The 17,991-nt window shown below is 60.2% G+C and carries 17 protein-coding genes; 15 read left to right on the forward strand and 2 right to left on the reverse strand.

Annotation, left to right across the window (positions count from 1 at the left end; translation table 11 throughout):
- Positions 1-85: 85 nt before the first annotated feature.
- Genes H8F22_RS22000 through H8F22_RS22015 form a run of 4 tightly spaced genes read left to right on the forward strand, consistent with a single transcriptional unit; the run spans position 86 to position 4,450 of the window.
- Complete coding sequence (locus tag H8F22_RS22000) at positions 86-556, forward strand: (2Fe-2S)-binding protein (protein WP_027924030.1); 471 nt, start codon at positions 86-88, stop codon at positions 554-556.
- Positions 553-2,874, forward strand: coding sequence for a xanthine dehydrogenase family protein molybdopterin-binding subunit (locus tag H8F22_RS22005; RefSeq protein ID WP_027924031.1), 2,322 nt, complete (start codon positions 553-555; stop codon positions 2,872-2,874). Before H8F22_RS22000 ends, H8F22_RS22005 begins: the two co-directional genes overlap by 4 nt.
- Positions 2,874-3,857: an XdhC family protein gene (locus H8F22_RS22010; RefSeq protein WP_027924032.1), complete on the forward strand. Its 984-nt coding sequence runs from the start codon at positions 2,874-2,876 to the stop codon at positions 3,855-3,857. Before H8F22_RS22005 ends, H8F22_RS22010 begins: the two co-directional genes overlap by 1 nt.
- Positions 3,854-4,450, forward strand: a complete 597-nt coding sequence (locus H8F22_RS22015; protein ID WP_027924033.1) for a nucleotidyltransferase family protein — start codon at positions 3,854-3,856, stop codon at positions 4,448-4,450. Before H8F22_RS22010 ends, H8F22_RS22015 begins: the two co-directional genes overlap by 4 nt.
- A gap of 79 nt (positions 4,451-4,529) precedes the next feature.
- Here the strand turns inward: H8F22_RS22015 and rne are convergent, their stop codons facing one another.
- On the reverse strand, positions 4,530-7,754 hold the full coding sequence (rne, locus tag H8F22_RS22020; RefSeq protein WP_027924034.1) for a ribonuclease E: 3,225 nt from the start codon (positions 7,752-7,754) through the stop codon (positions 4,530-4,532).
- Positions 7,755-8,454: 700 nt separating this feature from the next.
- On the opposite strand from rne, the gene rluC reads away from it, so the two are divergent.
- The 3 genes from rluC to H8F22_RS22035 are packed head-to-tail and all read left to right on the forward strand — an operon-like array spanning position 8,455 to position 11,080.
- Entirely contained in the window at positions 8,455-9,417 is a 963-nt protein-coding gene (gene rluC / locus H8F22_RS22025) for a 23S rRNA pseudouridine(955/2504/2580) synthase RluC (protein WP_027924035.1), read from the forward strand.
- Positions 9,404-10,066: an HAD-IA family hydrolase gene (locus tag H8F22_RS22030; protein WP_194940679.1), complete on the forward strand. Its 663-nt coding sequence runs from the start codon at positions 9,404-9,406 to the stop codon at positions 10,064-10,066. Before rluC ends, H8F22_RS22030 begins: the two co-directional genes overlap by 14 nt.
- A gap of 24 nt (positions 10,067-10,090) precedes the next feature.
- Positions 10,091-11,080, forward strand: a complete 990-nt coding sequence (locus H8F22_RS22035; RefSeq protein WP_027924037.1) for a S49 family peptidase — start codon at positions 10,091-10,093, stop codon at positions 11,078-11,080.
- Between the two features lie 67 nt (positions 11,081-11,147).
- Here the strand turns inward: H8F22_RS22035 and H8F22_RS22040 are convergent, their stop codons facing one another.
- Positions 11,148-11,726 carry a Maf family protein gene (locus H8F22_RS22040; RefSeq protein ID WP_194940680.1) on the reverse strand — a complete coding sequence of 193 codons (579 nt, stop codon included), beginning with the start codon at positions 11,724-11,726 and terminating at the stop codon, positions 11,148-11,150.
- 106 nt (positions 11,727-11,832) lie between these two features.
- Between H8F22_RS22040 and H8F22_RS22045 the strand changes: the two genes are divergently transcribed.
- The 8 genes from H8F22_RS22045 (at position 11,833) to pabC (ending at position 17,991) form a co-directional block, all read left to right on the forward strand.
- Entirely contained in the window at positions 11,833-12,360 is a 528-nt protein-coding gene (locus H8F22_RS22045) for a YceD family protein (RefSeq protein WP_004371317.1), read from the forward strand.
- Positions 12,361-12,373: 13 nt separating this feature from the next.
- On the forward strand, positions 12,374-12,556 hold the full coding sequence (gene rpmF, locus H8F22_RS22050) for a 50S ribosomal protein L32 (protein WP_003179396.1): 183 nt from the start codon (positions 12,374-12,376) through the stop codon (positions 12,554-12,556).
- Positions 12,557-12,560: 4 nt separating this feature from the next.
- Positions 12,561-13,571, forward strand: coding sequence for a phosphate acyltransferase PlsX (gene plsX, locus H8F22_RS22055; RefSeq protein ID WP_027924039.1), 1,011 nt, complete (start codon positions 12,561-12,563; stop codon positions 13,569-13,571).
- 124 nt (positions 13,572-13,695) lie between these two features.
- Entirely contained in the window at positions 13,696-14,634 is a 939-nt protein-coding gene (gene fabD, locus H8F22_RS22060; RefSeq protein ID WP_194940681.1) for an ACP S-malonyltransferase, read from the forward strand.
- 16 nt (positions 14,635-14,650) lie between these two features.
- On the forward strand, positions 14,651-15,394 hold the full coding sequence (fabG, locus tag H8F22_RS22065; RefSeq protein WP_027924041.1) for a 3-oxoacyl-ACP reductase FabG: 744 nt from the start codon (positions 14,651-14,653) through the stop codon (positions 15,392-15,394).
- Between the two features lie 191 nt (positions 15,395-15,585).
- Positions 15,586-15,822, forward strand: coding sequence for an acyl carrier protein (acpP, locus tag H8F22_RS22070; protein WP_003442511.1), 237 nt, complete (start codon positions 15,586-15,588; stop codon positions 15,820-15,822).
- Positions 15,823-15,931: 109 nt separating this feature from the next.
- Positions 15,932-17,176 carry a beta-ketoacyl-ACP synthase II gene (fabF, locus tag H8F22_RS22075; protein WP_027924042.1) on the forward strand — a complete coding sequence of 415 codons (1,245 nt, stop codon included), beginning with the start codon at positions 15,932-15,934 and terminating at the stop codon, positions 17,174-17,176.
- Entirely contained in the window at positions 17,176-17,991 is an 816-nt protein-coding gene (pabC, locus tag H8F22_RS22080; protein ID WP_027924043.1) for an aminodeoxychorismate lyase, read from the forward strand. Before fabF ends, pabC begins: the two co-directional genes overlap by 1 nt.

Below are 17,991 nucleotides of genomic sequence, written 5' to 3' on the forward strand. Positions count from 1 at the left end.
AGCCTGAGTCGATCTGCGTATCACGAATCAAGATCCCACGGCAGATTGCTCGACCCCATAACCCTAGATCTATGCGGGCGTGCCCATGATTACCCTGAAACTCAACGGTCAAGACCATCCACTCGACGTCACTGAGGACATGCCGCTGCTTTGGGCGATCCGCGACGTGGCCGGTTACAACGGCACCAAATTCGGCTGCGGCATGGGCCTGTGCGGTGCCTGCACGATTCACATCGACGGATCACCGGCGCGCAGTTGCATTACGCCGATTGGTTCGGTGGTCGGGCAGAACGTCACCACCATCGACAACCTGCACGCCGATCCGGTCGGGCAAGTGGTCCAGCAAGCCTGGCTCGACACCGCCGTGGCCCAGTGCGGTTTTTGCCAGGGCGGGCAGATCATGTCGGCGACGGCGCTGCTCAAGACCAACCCCAATCCTACGGATGCGCAGATCGAAGAGGCGATGGTCGGCAACATTTGCCGCTGCGGGACCTATAACCGCATCAAGACGGCTATCCGCCAGGCTTCCACTCACTTGAAGGAGGCCAAGGCATGAGCCCGTTACCGAATGATTTTGCCCTGAGTAACTTCAGCCGCCGCGGTTTCCTCAAAGGGGTCGGTGCCACCAGTGCCTTGGTGCTCGCGGCCAGCTGGGGCTGGCAGGACGTTTTCGCTGAAGAGGCCTCGAAGAAGTTCGGCGCCGACGGCATGCCCCACGGCGCGATTGATGATCCCAAGGTTTACGTCAGCATCGCCGCCGATGGCACGGTGACCGTGATCTGCAACCGTTCGGAAATGGGCCAGGGCGTACGCACCAGCCTGACGATGGTGGTGGCCGATGAACTGGACGCTGACTGGGCGATGGTGAAGGTGCAACAGGCGCCAGGCGATGAAGTGCGTTTCGGCAACCAGGACACCGACGGTTCACGCAGCATGCGTCACTGGTACGAGCCAATGCGCCGCTGCGGTGCCGCCGCGCGCACCATGCTCGAACAGGCCGCTGCCGAGCAGTGGAAGGTGCCGGTCGCCGAGTGCCATGCGCAACTGCACAAAGTCATCCATAAACCGTCCGGTCGTGAATTGGGCTATGGCGCGTTGGCTGTGGCGGCCGGAGCGCTGGCGGTGCCCGCGCGTGACAGCGTACGGCTCAAGGATCCGTCGGAGTTTCGCTACATTGGCAAAGAGGGCACCAAGGCCATCGACGGTGCCGACATCGTCAACGGCCGTGCCATTTACGGGGCCGACGTGCATTTCGACGGCATGCTCTACGCCACCATTGCGCGTCCGGCGGTGTACGGCGGCAAGGTCAAATCCCTCGACTCCAGCGCCGCGCTGAAAGTCCCTGGCGTGATCAAGGTCCTGCAGATCGAAGGCAGCCCACTGCCGTCTGAATTTCAACCGTTGGGCGGCGTGGCCGTGGTGGCCAGCAACACCTGGGCGGCGATCAAGGGCCGCGAGGCGCTGAAGATCGAGTGGGATGACGGCCCGAACGCCAGTTATGACTCGATTGCCTATCGCAAGGAACTCGAAGCGGCGTCCCTCAAGCCCGGGAAAGTGGTGCGCAATACCGGCAGCATCGACGAAGCAATGAAGAGCGCCGACAGCACCCTCGAAGCGTCTTATTACCTGCCGCACCTGGCGCAGGCACCGATGGAGCCGATGGTTGCCATTGCCCGCTTCAAGGATGGCGTCTGCGAAGCCTGGGGGCCGAGTCAGGCGCCGCAGGTCACCCGTACACGGATTGGCGAACGCCTTGGCGTTCCGTTCGATAACGTTACGTTTAACGTCACCTTGCTCGGCGGCGGTTTTGGTCGAAAGTCCAAACCTGACTTCATCATTGAAGCGGCGATACTCGCCAAAGAGTTCCCCGGCAAGGCCGTGCGGGTGCAATGGACCCGTGAAGACGACATCCACTGTTCCTATTTCCACACCGTGTCGGCCGAGTACCTCAAAGCCAGCCTGAACAAGGACGGCCTGCCCTCCGGCTGGCTGCACCGTACCGTGGCCCCGAGTATCACCGCGCTGTTTGCACCGGGGATGAACCACGAGGCAGCGTTTGAACTGGGCATGGGGTTCACCAACATGGCCTACGCGATTCCCAACGTGCGCCTGGAAAACCCGGAAGCGACGGTGCATACCCGCGTCGGCTGGTATCGCTCGGTGTCGAACATCCCCCATGGCTTTGCGATTCAGAGCTTCGTCGATGAGCTGGCGCACAAGGCCGGTCAGGATCCGCTCAAATACCAGATCAAGCTGCTTGGCCCTGATCGTCAGATCGACCCGCGCACGTTGAGTGAAGAGTGGAACTACGGCGAATCCCCCGAGCGCTATCCGATCGATACCGGCCGCCTGCGCACGGTGCTGGAAACCGCCGCGAAAGCCGCGGGTTGGGGGCGTGAATTGCCCAAGGGCCGAGGCTTGGGGCTGGCGGTGCATTACAGCTTCGTCACCTATGTGGCGGCGGTGATCGAGGTCGAAGTCAAAGATGACGGCACGTTGATCGTGCACAAGGCTGACATCGCTGTGGATTGCGGGCCGCAGATCAACCCCGAGCGCATCCGCTCGCAGTTCGAGGGCGCCTGCGTCATGGGCCTGGGCAATGCGGTGCTGGGGGAAATCAGCTTCAAGGACGGCAAGGTCCAGCAGGACAACTTCCACATGTACGAAGTGGCGCGCATGTCCCTGGCGCCCAAGGAAGTCGCCGTGCATCTGGTCACCCCGCCAGGCGTTGTGCCCTTGGGCGGCGTCGGTGAGCCGGGCGTGCCGCCGATTGCGCCGGCGTTGTGCAACGCGATCTTCGCCGCCACCGGCAAGCGCATCCGTAACCTGCCGGTTCGCTTTCAGCTGCAAGGTTGGCAGAAGGCGCAAGCCTGATGGACAGCGTCGATCTGAATGTCCTGCGCAGCGTGCTCGAATGGCGCCTAGCGGGTCAGCGGGTGGTGCTGTACAGCGTGGTCCAGACCTGGGGCACCGCGCCCCGGGCACCTGGCGCCATGCTGGCCTTGCGTGAAGATGGTGTGGTGATCGGTTCGGTGTCGGGCGGTTGTGTCGAGGATGACCTGATTGCCCGGCTGCACGACGGGCGTATCCCGGTGGATGGGCCGCCGGTGCAGTTGATCACCTACGGCGTTACTCGCGAGGAAGCCGCACGGTTTGGTTTGCCGTGCGGCGGCACGTTGCGTCTGACTGAGGAGCGGGTCGGCGATCCGCAGTGGGTAGCCGAATTGCTGGCGCGCTGTGAGGCCCATGAAATCGTCGCTCGTTCGCTGGATATTGCGACCGGTGAAGTGGTTGTGCAGTCAGCGAGTAAATCCGATGTTTTGAGCTTTGACGGCACCACGTTGCGCGCGATTTATGGTCCGCGTTGGCGTTTATTGCTGATCGGCGCGGGGCAATTGTCCCGTTACGTCGCCGAGATGGCGCGGTTGCTGGATTTCGAAGTGTTGATCTGCGATCCGCGCACCGAGTTTGTTTATGGGTGGGAAGAGCAGCACGGTCGTTTTGTCTCGGGCATGCCGGATGAGGCAGTGCTGAATATCCAGACTGACGAACGCACGGCCATCGTTGCCCTGACTCACGATCCTCGCCTGGATGACATGGCGCTGCTCACGGCGCTGGATTCCAAGGCCTTTTATGTCGGCGCGCTGGGTTCGCGGGTCAACAGCGTGAAGCGCCGGGAAAACCTCGCCGAACTGGGCTTGTCGCCAGACGCTATCGAGCGTCTGCATGGCCCGGTCGGGTTGCACATTGGCAGCCACAGTCCGGCGGAAATCGCCTTGTCACTGATGGCCGAAATTGTGGCGATCAAGAACGGCGTCGAACTGAAGCAAAAGAAGCCGTTGCAGGAGGCTGTATGAGTGAATCCATCGGCGTCATCGTGCTGGCGGCGGGGCAGGGCAGTCGTTTTCGTCAGGTGGCCGGGGCTGAAAAAGACAAGTTGTTGGCCGACTGCACGGGGCGCGACGGGGCGGTTCGTTCGGTGATCGAGCAGGTGTTGGCGAGTCTGCCCGCGACGATAGAAAGGCGCGTGCTGGTGACGACAGCGGATCGTCCGCAGGTGATTCGCATGGCTCAAGCGTATGGCTGCGAGATTGTGTTGATCGACTCGACAGGCATGGGCGACAGCATTGCGGCGGGTGTGGCGGCGTGTCAGCAGCTGGATGGTTGGTTGGTTGTGCTGGGGGATATGCCGTTTATCCTGCCTTCGACGGTAGATAATGTGCTGGCGGGTGTGGCTGATGATGCGATCAGCGTGCCGGTGCTGGAGGGAGAGTTTGGGCATCCGGTGGGCTTTGGTCGCCGTTTTGGACCGGGGTTGATGAGGTTGTCGGGGGATCGAGGGGCCAAGCCGCTGTTTGCGCAGGGCAGGGTGGTTGAGTTGGTGGTGGATGATCCCGGAGTGCTGTGGGATGTCGATGTGCCTGAATCACTGACCTTCAGACCTGCATAAAATCCCTGTGGGAGCGATGTTCGGAGGCATAAAAAAGCCCCGCCTGGGTGACCAGACGGGGCTTTTTATGGCCTAGGCGTTAGACGAGAGGTTTAGGCTCGTGCTCTTTTTCCTGGGCTTGTTCGTGTTGCTTTACGGCTTCCTGAACGGAGCGCGGTGCTTCTTCGATGACCGACTCGGCAACAGGTGCCGCTTCGACCACTTCAGCAACAACCGGAGCCGGTTCGGCAGCGACAGGCGCTTCAACCGGTGCCGCAGCGGCAGCCAGTTCGGCTTCCTTCTGCAGACGCTCGGCTTCACGCTTGCGACGACGCACTTCACGCGGGTCGTTCGGCGCACGGCCGCTTGGCGTCAGGGCACTGACCGGGGCCGCTTCTACGGCTGGTTCAGCCACTTCGGCAACAACCGGAGCCGGTGCTTCAACGACTGGAGCAGGTTCGGCAGCCACAACCACTGGCTCGGAAACCTTCGCTTCAGCCACTACAGCTTCAGCCACCGGTGCAGGCGCTTCAACAGCAACCGTCTCGGCAACCCAGTTGAACGCGGTTTGTTCTTCACGAACTTCGCGGACAGCTTCGGTCACGGTTTCAGTGACAGTTTCGGCAGCAGGCTCGGCAGCCACCACTGGCTCGGCGACAACAGCCGCTTCAACCACCGGTTGGGCTTCTTCACGAACAAACGCTTCACGAACCGGAGCCACTTCGATTTCCGGCGCGGCGGTTGCTTCGACCGGAGTCGTTGCTTCAACCACTGGCGCTTCAACCGGAGCCGTTTCCTGAACAGACGCCGTTGCGCGTTCAGCTTGCTCGTGAGCCTGGGCTTCAGCCGGTGCGCTGATCACGGTGCTGGCAACGGCTGCGGTAACCGCCAGGCCAGCGGCCAGATCCGCAGTGCTTGGCGCATCGTTGCTTTCGCCAGCTTCGTTACCTTCGGATTCTTCCGAACCTTCGATCACGTTGCCGTTGGCGTCGCGTTGACGCTCGCGACGGTTGCTGCGACGACGCTGGCCACGGGAGCGGCGGCGTGGACGATCGCCTTCGGCGCCTTCCTGACCGTCTTCCTGCAGTTGCTCTTCGTTGCCGGTCAACTCTTCTTCAGCAACGGCGGCAGCCGCTTGTTCCGCACGTGGCTGACGTTCTTCACGCGGTGGGCGTGGCGCACGTTCTTCACGTGGCTGGCGAGCCGGACGCTCTTCAGCGGTAGCCGTTGCAGCAGCAGCGGCCGGAGCAGCATCCAGAGGCTCGCGCAGTTCACGAACCGGACGCTCTTCACGATCGCCACGTGGCTTGCGGTCTTCGCGCGGAGCACGCGGTGCACGTTCTTCACGAGGGGCGCGAGGTGCGCGCTCTTCACGTGGAGCACGTTCTTCGCGGGCTACGGCCGGAGTTTCTTCACGGGCTTCGCGTGGCTCGCGGGGTGCGCGCTCTTCACGCGGTGCACGTTCCTCACGAGGCTTGCGTTCTTCATCGCGGCGACCATTACGGTTGCGGCTCTGCTGACGACCGTTGCGACGCTCTTCGTTACGGGCCGGACGCTCGGTGGTCACTGGTTTTTCAACCACAACCGGAGCAGCAGGCTCTTCCTTGGTCGCGAACAGGCTGACCAGCGACTTCACCAGGCCTTTGAACAGGCTTGGTTCTGGCGCGGCAGCCGGTGCAGCCACTGGTGCGGCAGCGACGACTTCGGTCGGAACCGGAGCGTTGGCGCGGGCCGGAGCCGTCTTGACCGCAGCTTCCTGGCGAACCAGGGTGCGGGTCGCAGCGGCTGGCTGGACTTCTTCGACTTCGGCAGCGGCAGCAGCGATTTCGTAGCTGGACTGGCCGACAGCGGCTTCCGGGCTGTCATCGCGCAGACGCTGAACTTCGAAGTGCGGCGTTTCGAGGTGATCGTTCGGCAGAATGACGATGCGGGCACGGGTGCGCAGTTCGATCTTGGTGATCGAGTTGCGTTTTTCGTTGAGCAGGAACGCAGCCACCGGGATCGGCACTTGTGCGCGAACTTCGGCGGTGCGGTCTTTCAGGGCTTCTTCTTCGATCAGGCGCAGGATCGCCAGCGACAGCGATTCAACATCACGGATGATGCCGGTGCCGTTGCAACGCGGGCAAACGATGCCGCTGCTTTCGCCCAGGGATGGACGCAGGCGCTGACGGGACATTTCCAGCAGACCGAAGCGCGAAATGCGACCGACTTGCACGCGAGCGCGGTCGGCTTCCAGGCATTCGCGGACTTTCTCTTCCACGGCGCGCTGGTTCTTGGCAGGGGTCATGTCGATGAAGTCGATGACGATCAGGCCGCCGATGTCGCGCAAGCGCAACTGACGGGCGATTTCTTCGGCAGCTTCAAGGTTGGTCTGCAGGGCGGTTTCTTCGATGTCGCTGCCTTTTGTGGCGCGCGCCGAGTTGATGTCGATGGACACCAGGGCTTCGGTCGGATCGATAACGATGGAGCCGCCGGAAGGCAGTTCAACGACGCGCTGGAAAGCGGTCTCGATCTGGCTTTCGATCTGGAAGCGGTTGAACAGCGGAACGCTGTCTTCGTACAGCTTGATCTTGCTGGCGTACTGCGGCATTACCTGGCGGATGAAGGTCAGGGCTTCGTCCTGGGCTTCAACGCTGTCGATCAGCACTTCGCCGATGTCCTGGCGCAGGTAATCGCGGATGGCGCGGATGATCACGTTGCTTTCCTGGTAGATCAGGAATGGCGCGGAACGATCCAGCGAAGCTTCTTTGATGGCGGTCCAGAGTTGCAGCAGGTAATCGAGGTCCCACTGCATTTCTTCGCTGCTGCGGCCAAGGCCGGCAGTGCGCACGATCAGACCCATGTCGGCCGGGGCAACCAGACCGTTCAGGGCTTCACGCAGTTCGTTGCGCTCTTCACCTTCGATGCGACGGGAGATACCGCCGGCACGCGGGTTGTTAGGCATCAGAACGAGGTAACGACCGGCCAGGCTGATGAAGGTGGTCAGGGCGGCGCCCTTGTTGCCACGTTCTTCTTTTTCGACCTGAACGATGACTTCCTGGCCTTCGCTCAGGACGTCCTTGATGTTGACGCGGCCTTCGGGGGCTTTCTTGAAGTATTCGCGGGAGATTTCTTTGAGGGGCAGGAAGCCGTGGCGCTCGGAGCCGAAATCGACAAAGGCAGCCTCAAGGCTTGGTTCGATGCGAGTAATCCGGCCTTTATAGATGTTGGCCTTCTTCTGCTCGCGTGCACCGGATTCGATGTCCAGGTCGTAGAGGCGTTGGCCATCTACCAGTGCAACACGCAACTCTTCGGGTTGAGTTGCGTTAATCAGCATTCTTTTCATGTAGTACCGTCGGTTTCCGGGCTGCCGGAAACGGCGTTCGGCACACACGACTTCTCACGGTCGGTGTCAGGTGCGTCAGGAGTGGTTGGCCACTCCAGTGTCTAGCGAACCCCGACCAATTGGGCCGGTGTCGCGACGTACGCGTCCTGCTTGCTGTGGCTACTTAAGCACTCAGTCAGGAGGAGGAATCAACCAGCGGCTGTGGACGAGATGAAGCGTCTTGATAAAGCCTATTGCTACACAGTCCAGCGGTTGTGCATCTCCACCCTACACGTATCCCTGATAATTCGGGTGCTGCCGCGCGCAGAATCCGCAGCGGGTTGGCATTTACCGTGAGCTCCGAAGGGGGAGGTCACGCATCATGGCTAATTTAGGCGTTGTTTCCGAAGCGTTCGCTCAGGGTCGTTCGTGGCTGACTGCACTTTGTGAACTGGCCGTGAATATTTGCTCGCAAGGCGAGTTAAAACTCTGCTTTGCGGCATGATTCAGGCCTCATGTCACCTGCGCTCGTTACAGCTGCAAACTCCACCGTTACGTAGCGAAAGCCCCGTAGGACGGCCTCGCGTCCTGGTGAATTGCGTTGGTCAGGGCCGGTTTTTGACCGTTGGTCCGCTGTCCAGGCCGCTTTTGGCGGCGTTCGCGACTATAGCAGCAATGATTAAGTGCTTCAATTCCATAAAAAATTGTTATCATCCGCGCCATGACGACTACAACCCCTTCGACCCCAGCCGTACAACTGCTGGAGGTCTCGCCGGAATATGCCGGTCAACGTATTGATAACTTCCTTCTCGCTCGGCTCAAAGGCGTGCCCAAGACCTTGATTTACCGCATTTTGCGTAAAGGCGAAGTGCGTGTGAACAAAGGTCGGATCAAGCCCGAATACAAGCTGCAGGCGGGCGATATCGTGCGCGTGCCGCCGGTTCGCGTGCCTGAGCGCGACGAGCCGGTGCCGCTGGCCCAGGGCCTGCTGCAACGCCTCGAAGCCTCGATTGTCTTCGAAGACAAAGCGCTGATCGTGATCAACAAGCCTTGCGGCATTGCGGTTCATGGCGGCAGCGGCCTGACGTATGGGGTGATCGAAGCCTTTCGTCAGTTGCGTCCCGATTGCAAGGAGCTGGAACTGGTTCACCGTCTCGACCGTGATACCTCCGGCCTGCTGATGATCGCCAAGAAGCGCAGCATGTTGCGCCATTTGCACACGGCATTGCGCGGCGATGGCGTCGACAAGCGCTACATGGCGCTGGTCCGCGGTAACTGGGCGGCCTCGATCAAGCAGGTTCGTGCGTCGCTGGGCAAGAGCAATCTGCGCTCCGGCGAGCGCATGGTCGAAGTCGACGAGGAGGAGGGCAAGGAGTCGGTGACCGTGTTCAAGGTCCTGCGCCGCTTCGGCGACTTTGCCACCCTGATCGAAGCCAAGCCGATCACCGGCCGGACTCACCAGATCCGCGTCCATACCCTGCACGCCGGGCATAGTATTGCCGGCGATACCAAGTATGGAGACGAAGGTTTCAGCAAGGAAATCCGCGATCTGGGCGGCAAGCGCCTGTTCCTGCACGCCTACATGCTGACCGTGCCGCTGCCGGATGGTAGCGAGCTGAAATTGCAGGCGCCTGTGGATGAAATGTGGTCCAAGACCGTGGAGCGACTGAGTGCGCCACTCTGATTACAAGCTGCTGATTTTCGATTGGGATGGCACGTTGGCGGACTCCATTGGTCGGATTGTGGAGGCGATGCATGTCGCCTCCGAGCGCTCCGGATTTCAGTTGCGTGATGATTTTGCCGTCAAGGGCATCATCGGCCTGGGTTTGCCTGAGGCGATTCGCACCTTGTATCCGGAGATTGGCGATACCGAGCTTGTAGCGTTCCGTCAGCACTATGCCGATCACTACATCGCCGCCGAGGCTGTGCCTTCGCCGTTGTTCGAAGGTGTCGTCGAGTCGATGGAGGCGTTTCGTGCCGAGGGTTATCATCTGGCTGTGGCGACCGGCAAGGCCCGTCGCGGACTGGATCGGGTGCTGAAATCCCACGGCTGGGAGGATTATTTCGATATCACTCGTGCCGCTGACGAAACCGCCAGCAAGCCGCATCCGCTGATGCTTGAGCAGATTCTCGCGCATTGCGAGGTCCGCCCCGAGCAGGCGTTGATGGTCGGCGATTCGTCCTTCGACTTGCAGATGGCGCGCAACGCCGGCATGGACTCGGTGGCGGTCAGCTACGGCGCGCAATCGATCGAGGCGTTGAAGTTGTTCGAGCCGGCGCTGGCTATTGATCGTTTTTCAGAATTGCATGCCTGGCTGAATCAGCGGGCTTAACCGGTTTTTGCTGGGGTAGATGTCATGACCGACGAATGGAAAGCGCCCGCCAAGGCGAGCGTAGAGAGCGGTGACGAAAAAAGCTGGAAGCTGCTGGAAAAGACCTTGCTGGCCGGCGTGCAGGAACAGCGCCGCTCCCGTCGCTGGGGGATTTTCTTCAAGTTGCTGACGTTCGTGTACCTGTTTGTGGCGCTGATCCTGTTCACGCCGCTGATGGACATGGAAAAGAGTGCGACCCGCAGCTCCAACTACACCGCATTGATCGACGTGGTTGGCATGATTGCCGACAAAGAGTCGGCCAGTGCTGACAACATCGTCGGCAGCCTGCGTGCGGCCTTCGAGGACGATAAGGTCAAGGGCATCATTCTGCGCATCAACAGCCCGGGCGGCAGTCCGGTGCAGTCGGGTTATGTGTATGACGAAATCGTTCGTCTGCGTGCCCTGCATCCGCAGATCAAGGTGTACGCGGTGATCTCGGATCTGGGCGCTTCCGGTGCCTACTACATCGCCAGTGCGGCGGATCAGATCTACGCCGACAAGGCGAGCCTGGTGGGGTCCATTGGTGTAACGGCGGCCGGCTATGGCTTTGTTGGCACCATGGAGAAGCTGGGTGTGGAGCGCCGGACGTATACGTCAGGCGAGCACAAGTCGTTCCTTGATCCGTTCCAGCCGCAGAAGCCCGAGGAAACCCAGTTCTGGCAGGGCGTGCTGGACACCACGCACCAGCAGTTCATCAACAGCGTGAAGAAGGGGCGTGGCGATCGCCTCAAGGACAAAGAGCATCCGGAGCTGTTCTCCGGGTTGATCTGGAACGGTGAACAGGCGCTGCCGCTCGGTCTGATCGATGGCCTGGGCAATGCCAGTTCGGTGGCCCGTGACGTGATTGGCGAGAAGGAGCTGGTGGACTTCACCGTTCAGGAATCGCCGTTCGATCGTTTCTCGAAAAAGCTTGGTGCCAGCGTTGCCGAGCAATTGGCGATGTGGATGGGCTTTCACGGTCCATCGATGCGCTGATTCTGAGGCTGCATAATAAACCGGCCTGTGTGGCCGGTTTTTTATGCCTGCGCGGTCCTTGTAGCAGTTAGGGGATTTGCACGCCTTCGGCCAGCAGCATGTCGATCAGGCGAATCAGCGGCAGGCCGATCAGGCTGGTGGCATCAGGGCCTTCGGTGCTTTGAAACAGGCTCACCCCCAAACCTTCGGCCTTGAAGCTGCCAGCGCAGTCGTAGGGCTGCTCGGCGCGCAGGTAGCGTTCGATGCGTGCCTGATCCAGTGTGCGCATGTGGACGGTGAACGGCACGCAATCGACCTGGCATTCACCGGTCTGGCTGTTGAGCAGCGCCAGGCCGGTGAGGAAGGTCACGCTGGCGCCGCTCGCGGCCAGCAGTTGTTCGCGGGCGTTTTCGAAAGTGTGAGGTTTGCCGATAATGCGGTCGCCGAGTACCGCGACCTGATCGGAGCCGATGATCAGATGAGCGGTATGGCTGCCCGAAAGCGCCTGGGCTTTTTCTTTGGCCAGGCGTTTGACCAACTCGATGGCCGGCTCGCCCGGTCGGTGGCTTTCGTCGATATCCGGCGAGCTGCAGGTGAATGGCAGCTGCAAGCGAGCCAGCAATTCCCGGCGATACATCGAGCTTGAAGCGAGTAATAAAGGCAGCATGCGCAACTCCAAAAGTCAGGCGCGAATTCTAGCGGAGGCTTGCAAGTGACGGACAGGGCTGAATTTCCTTTGACATGGCTGGGTGCATCCCTATAATGCTGCGCCTATGTTGAATGACCCGATTCCACCTCACGTTGACCCGCGCAAATTGGCTGACCGTGGCACCACCCTTCAAGGTGAACTGCTGCTGGCCGATTTGGAGAGACTCTGCGACCCGCTTTCCGACACTGTCGGTACGGTGCAGGCTAAATTCGTTTTTGAACGAGATGAACGTAAATCTGTGGTCATCCACAGCTTTATCGACACCGAGGTCAAAATGGTTTGCCAGCGTTGTCTTGAGCTGGTCACCCTGCCGATCCATAGCGAATGCAGTTATGCTGTGGTGAAGGAGGGTGCGAATACCCAGTCGTTGCCGAAAGGTTATGACGTGCTGGAACTGGGCGAAGATCCATTGGATCTGCAGTCACTGATCGAGGAGGAGCTTCTGCTCGCCTTGCCCATTGTGCCTGCTCATCATCCGGAAGAATGCCAGCAGCCGGCGGGTCTCGATGAGCCCGAACCGAGCGAGGACGAGGTAACGCGGTCCAACCCGTTCAGTGTATTGGCGCAGTTAAAGCGTGACCCAAACGTTTAGGAGTTAATCAATTATGGCTGTTCAGCAGAACAAAAAATCCCGCTCCGCCCGTGACATGCGCCGTTCGCACGACGCTCTCGAGGCGAGCACCCTGTCTGTAGAAAAAACCACCGGTGAAGTTCACCTGCGTCACCACGTATCGCCAGAAGGCGTATACCGTGGCCGTAAAGTGATCGACAAGGGCGCTGACGAGTAATCACTTGTCCGCTCAAGTCATCGCGATTGACGCAATGGGCGGGGACTTCGGTCCCCGCAGCATTGTTCAGGCCAGCCTTGCTTGCCTGTCTGCTACACCCTCGCTGCACCTGACCCTCGTCGGTCAACCTTCCCTACTTGAAGAATTGCTCTCTGGCCAATCGGCTGTGGATCGCTCGCGCCTGTCGATCGTGCCGGCGTCCGAAGTCATTACCATGGACGAAAAGCCTGCGCAGGCCCTGCGTGGCAAGCCCGATTCGTCGATGCGCGTGGCGCTGGAGTTGCTACGTGATGGCAAGGTCCAGGCTTGTGTCAGTGCCGGTAATACCGGTGCGCTGATGGCGTTGTCGCGGTTTGTGCTCAAGACCTTGCCGGGCATTGATCGTCCGGCGATGGTGGCGGCGATTCCGACACAAAAGGGCTATTGCCAGTTACTCGACCTGGGCGCCAACGTCGATTGCAGTGCCGAGCACTTGTTGCAGTTCGCCGTTATGGGCTCGGTGGCGGCGGAGACGCTCGGTATTGTCCGCCCGCGTGTCGCGCTGCTGAACATTGGCACCGAAGACATCAAGGGCAATCAGCAGGTCAAGCTGGCTGCCACGTTATTGCAGGCAGCCCGGGGCATCAATTACATCGGTTTTGTCGAAGGTGACGGTTTGTACCGTGGCGAGGCGGATGTGGTGGTGTGTGACGGTTTTGTCGGCAATATCCTGCTCAAATCCAGCGAAGGCCTGGCGACCATGATTGCCGGGCGCATCGAAGCCTTGTTCAGGAAAAACCTCGCCTCGAAAATGGTCGGTGCCCTGGCGCTGCCGTTGATGAAACGGCTGCAAGCCGATCTCGCGCCTGCGCGGCACAACGGTGCCAGCTTCCTCGGTTTGCAGGGGATTGTGGTGAAGAGCCATGGTTCGGCGGGTGTGCAGGGCTTTCAGAGCGCCATTTCCCGTGCGCTGATCGAGATTCAGGAAAACCTGCCGGAACGGATACACGGTCGTCTGGAGGATTTGTTGCTTTAGGCGTTTTCGTCGGACAATGCTTAAATGTGACCGCTCAGTTTAATTGGCCATCCAACTGTCAGTTTCTTGCGTCCCCAAGCGGGACGTCATTTCTCCGACGACAAGATCATTAGGGGCTCGTTACATGTCTGCTTCCCTCGCATTCGTCTTTCCAGGACAGGGTTCGCAGTCCCTCGGCATGCTGGCCGAGTTGGGCGCGCAACATCCGGTTGTCCTCGAAACATTCAAAGAAGCTTCCGATGCTCTGGGTTACGACCTGTGGGTACTGACCCAGCAAGGGCCGGAAGAGCAGCTCAATCAAACCGATAAAACCCAGCCGGCCATTCTGACCGCCTCGATCGCCTTGTGGCGTCTGTGGCTGGCCGAAGGTGGCGCGCGCCCGGCTTATGTTGCCGGTCACAGCCTGGGCGAATACAGCGCCCTGGTTGCTGCGGGCAGCCTGAGTCTGGGTGACGCCGTGAAGCTGGTTGAGCGTCGCGGTCAGTTGATGCAGGAAGCCGTACCGGCCGGGCAGGGCGGCATGGCCGCGATCCTCGGTCTGGATGACGCTGATGTACTGGCTGCCTGTGCCGAAGCGGCGCAAGGCGAAGTGGTCAGCGCGGTGAACTTCAACTCCCCGGGCCAAGTGGTCATCGCCGGCGCCAAGGCGGCGGTCGAGCGTGCCATCGAAGGCTGCAAGGCTCGTGGTGCCAAGCGCGCCATGCCATTGCCGGTCAGCGTGCCGTCGCACTGTGAGCTGATGCGCCCGGCAGCCGAGCGTTTTGCCGCGTCCATCGCTGCTATCGACTGGCAGGCGCCGCAGATCCCAGTGGTACAGAACGTCAGTGCCAATGTGCCGGCCGATCTGGAAACCCTCAAGCGTGATCTGCTTGAGCAGCTCTACAAGCCCGTGCGCTGGGTGGAATCGGTCCAGGCACTGGCTGCCAAGGGCGCGACCCAATTGGTCGAATGCGGTCCTGGCAAAGTGCTGGCCGGTCTGAACAAGCGTTGCGCCGAAGGCGTGTCGACATCCAACCTCAATACCCCAGACGCTTTCGCTGCCGCTCGTGCAGCGCTGGCCTGAATCAGGAGAAGCTTGCATGAGTCTGCAAGGTAAAGTTGCACTGGTCACCGGCGCGAGCCGTGGCATTGGCCAGGCCATCGCCCTGGAACTGGGTCGTCAGGGCGCCATCGTGATTGGCACCGCGACCTCCGCTTCCGGTGCCGAGCGAATTGCCGCGACCCTGAAAGAAAATGGTATTCAAGGCACGGGTCTTGAGCTGAACGTCACCAGCGATGAATCCGTTGCTGCGGTACTGGCGAGCATCACTGCACAGTTCGGTGCGCCGGCGATCCTGGTCAACAATGCCGGCATCACCCGCGATAACCTGATGATGCGCATGAAAGACGACGAGTGGCATGACGTTGTCGATACCAACCTGAACAGTCTGTTCCGCCTCTCCAAGGGCGTTTTGCGTGGCATGACCAAAGCCCGTTGGGGACGAATTATCAGTATTGGCTCTGTTGTGGGTGCCATGGGCAACGCAGGCCAAGTAAACTACGCAGCCGCCAAGGCCGGTCTGGAAGGTTTCAGCCGTGCACTGGCGCGTGAAGTCGGTTCGCGTTCGATTACGGTAAACTCGGTGGCCCCTGGGTTCATCGATACCGATATGACTCGCGAACTGCCCGAGGCACAGCGTGAAGCCTTGCAGACGCAGATTCCGCTGGGCCGTCTGGGACAAGCACAAGAGATCGCGTCTGTGGTCGCTTTTCTTGCGTCGGACGGTGCGGCTTACGTTACTGGGGCTACAATCCCGGTGAACGGCGGGATGTACATGAGTTAAATGTGACGGATCGCTTCAAAAAAATGTCATACGAGCTGTCTAAAATCCGTTATAAAGCTGCAATCTATTTATAGGCAGAGGGCTGTCGGGTTTGAGGAGTGAAGCTTTCAGTTGAAAAGCTGAAAAGTCTTTCTATACACTTACCCACTGGCCAGCTGCCTGAATTTGTCCATTAGGAGTGAAAACAAGGTATGAGCACCATCGAAGAGCGCGTCAAGAAAATCGTTGCTGAGCAACTGGGCGTTAAAGAAGAAGAAGTGGTCAACACTGCTTCCTTCGTTGAAGACCTGGGTGCCGACTCCCTTGACACCGTTGAGCTGGTGATGGCTCTGGAAGAGGAATTCGAGACCGAAATCCCTGACGAAGAAGCTGAGAAGATCACTACTGTACAAGCCGCAATCGATTACGTTACTAACCACCAGGCTTAATAGCTTGTAATCGTTGCTTGCTGTCATGGAAAAACCGCACTGCCATCACGGCGTGCGGTTTTTTCTTTAGGCCTGATGCAAAGTCGTCATTTGAAAAAAGGAGAGTGCTGTGTCGCGTAGACGCGTCGTAGTCACCGGTATGGGTATGTTGTCGCCACTGGGCACGGATGTGCCGAGCAGTTGGCAGGGCATTCTGGCTGGCCGCAGTGGCATTGGTCTGATCGAACACACCGACCTTTCTGCCTATTCCACCCGTTTTGGCGGCTCGGTAAAGGGCTTCAATGTCGAGGAATACCTGTCGGTCAAGGAAGCGCGCAAGCTCGACCTGTTCATTCAATACGGTCTGGCCGCAGGTTTTCAGGCGGTGCGTAACTCGGGGCTGGAAGTTACTGATGCCAACCGAGAGCGTATCGGCGTGGCCATGGGCTCGGGTATTGGCGGTCTGACCAATATCGAAGAAACCAGCCGCACCCTGCATGATTCCGGCCCACGGCGGATCTCTCCGTTTTTCGTGCCAGGCTCGATCATCAATATGATTTCCGGTTTCCTGTCCATCCACCTGGGTGCACAGGGACCTAACTACGCCATCGCCACGGCATGTACCACTGGTACGCACTGCATCGGCATGGCTGCCCGCAACATCATGTACGACGAAGCCGACGTGATGATTGCCGGCGGCGCCGAAATGGCCGCGTGCGGACTGGGCATGGGCGGCTTCGGTGCTTCCCGCGCGCTGTCGACCCGCAACGACGAACCGACCCGTGCCAGCCGTCCGTGGGACAAGGGCCGTGACGGCTTCGTCCTGTCCGACGGTGCCGGTGCCCTGGTGCTTGAAGAGCTGGAGCACGCCAAGGCGCGCGGCGCGACCATCTATGCCGAGCTGATCGGTTTCGGCACCAGTGGCGACGCTTACCACATGACGTCGCCACCGGCAGACGGTGCGGGTGCTGCACGTTGCATCACCAACGCCCTGCGTGATGCCAAGGTCAATGTTGATCAGGTTCAATACATCAACGCCCACGGCACCTCGACCTCGGCCGGTGACCTTGCCGAAGCCTGTGCGATCAAGTCGGTGTTCGGCGATCATGCCTACAAGCTGGCCGTCAGTTCGACAAAGTCCATGACCGGTCACCTGTTGGGGGCGGCGGGCGCCGTTGAAGCCATCTTCAGCGTACTGGCGATCAACAGCCAGGTCGCGCCGCCGACCATCAACCTTGATGAGCCGGACGAAGGCTGCGACCTCGACTTCGTACCGCACACGGCGCGCAACATGGACATCGATGTGGTGCTGTCGAACTCCTTCGGGTTTGGCGGGACCAACGGCTCGCTGGTTTTCCGCCGGTTCGCTGACTGATGGACAGCTGGGTCGACGGTCAGCCGGCTGACACTCTGTCGCTGAAGGATCGCGGCCTGGCCTACGGTGATGGTCTGTTTGAGACCATTGCCGTGCGCGGCGGGCAGCCGCTGTTGCTGGAGCGGCATCTGTCGCGTCTGGCGCAGGGCTGTTCGCGCCTGGCGATTTCGGCGGATCACGACCTGGTTCGCAACGAATTGCTGGCCTATGCCGCAGCGCTCGGTGAGGGCGTGCTCAAGCTCATCCTCACGCGCGGCGACAGTCTGCGCGGTTATGCGCCTGATCCTTCGGCGCAAGTCCGACGCATTCTGCAAGGCAATCCTCCGGCGGTATATCCCGCTGCGCATGCCGAGCAGGGCGTTCGATTGTTTCCCTGTGCCACACGACTTTCAAAACAACCCTTGCTTGCCGGGCTCAAACATTTGAACCGTCTTGAGCAAGTGATTGCCCGCTCCGAATGGCAAGACAGCGAACATGCCGAAGGCTTGATGCTGGATCAGGCCGGTCGCGTGATCGAGGGTGTGTTCAGTAATCTGTTCCTGGTGCGCGATGGCGTGCTAATCACCGCCGATTTGAAACGCTGCGGCGTGGCCGGTGTGATGCGTGACGAATTATTGTTTCAAGCCGAGTCATCGGGGATCCCCACGCAAGTGGGCGACATCACGCTCGAACAGCTGCAATGGGCCGATGAAGTCTTTGTCTGCAACAGCGTGTATGGCGTTTGGCCCGTGCGCGCCTATGCTGCGCTGAGCTGGCCGGTTGGGCCGCTCACCCGTAAACTCCAAACCATTGCCCGCGCGCTACTGGATGCTTGA

This window comes from Pseudomonas mucoides (assembly GCF_015461845.1).
Classification (GTDB): domain Bacteria; phylum Pseudomonadota; class Gammaproteobacteria; order Pseudomonadales; family Pseudomonadaceae; genus Aquipseudomonas; species Aquipseudomonas mucoides.

Bases quoted from the DNA above. Each gene is read 5' to 3' on its own strand.
- H8F22_RS22000 (WP_027924030.1), top strand. From the start codon at position 86: ATGATTACCCTGAAACTCAACGGTCAAGACCATCCACTCGACGTCACT.
- H8F22_RS22005 (WP_027924031.1), top strand. From the start codon at position 553: ATGAGCCCGTTACCGAATGATTTTGCCCTGAGTAACTTCAGCCGCCGC.
- H8F22_RS22010 (WP_027924032.1), top strand. From the start codon at position 2,874: ATGGACAGCGTCGATCTGAATGTCCTGCGCAGCGTGCTCGAATGGCGC.
- H8F22_RS22015 (WP_027924033.1), top strand. From the start codon at position 3,854: ATGAGTGAATCCATCGGCGTCATCGTGCTGGCGGCGGGGCAGGGCAGT.
- rne (WP_027924034.1), bottom strand. From the start codon at position 7,754: ATGAAAAGAATGCTGATTAACGCAACTCAACCCGAAGAGTTGCGTGTT.
- rluC (WP_027924035.1), top strand. From the start codon at position 8,455: ATGACGACTACAACCCCTTCGACCCCAGCCGTACAACTGCTGGAGGTC.
- H8F22_RS22035 (WP_027924037.1), top strand. From the start codon at position 10,091: ATGACCGACGAATGGAAAGCGCCCGCCAAGGCGAGCGTAGAGAGCGGT.
- H8F22_RS22040 (WP_194940680.1), bottom strand. From the start codon at position 11,726: ATGCTGCCTTTATTACTCGCTTCAAGCTCGATGTATCGCCGGGAATTG.
- H8F22_RS22045 (WP_004371317.1), top strand. From the start codon at position 11,833: ATGTTGAATGACCCGATTCCACCTCACGTTGACCCGCGCAAATTGGCT.
- rpmF (WP_003179396.1), top strand. From the start codon at position 12,374: ATGGCTGTTCAGCAGAACAAAAAATCCCGCTCCGCCCGTGACATGCGC.
- fabD (WP_194940681.1), top strand. From the start codon at position 13,696: ATGTCTGCTTCCCTCGCATTCGTCTTTCCAGGACAGGGTTCGCAGTCC.
- fabG (WP_027924041.1), top strand. From the start codon at position 14,651: ATGAGTCTGCAAGGTAAAGTTGCACTGGTCACCGGCGCGAGCCGTGGC.
- acpP (WP_003442511.1), top strand. From the start codon at position 15,586: ATGAGCACCATCGAAGAGCGCGTCAAGAAAATCGTTGCTGAGCAACTG.
- pabC (WP_027924043.1), top strand. From the start codon at position 17,176: ATGGACAGCTGGGTCGACGGTCAGCCGGCTGACACTCTGTCGCTGAAG.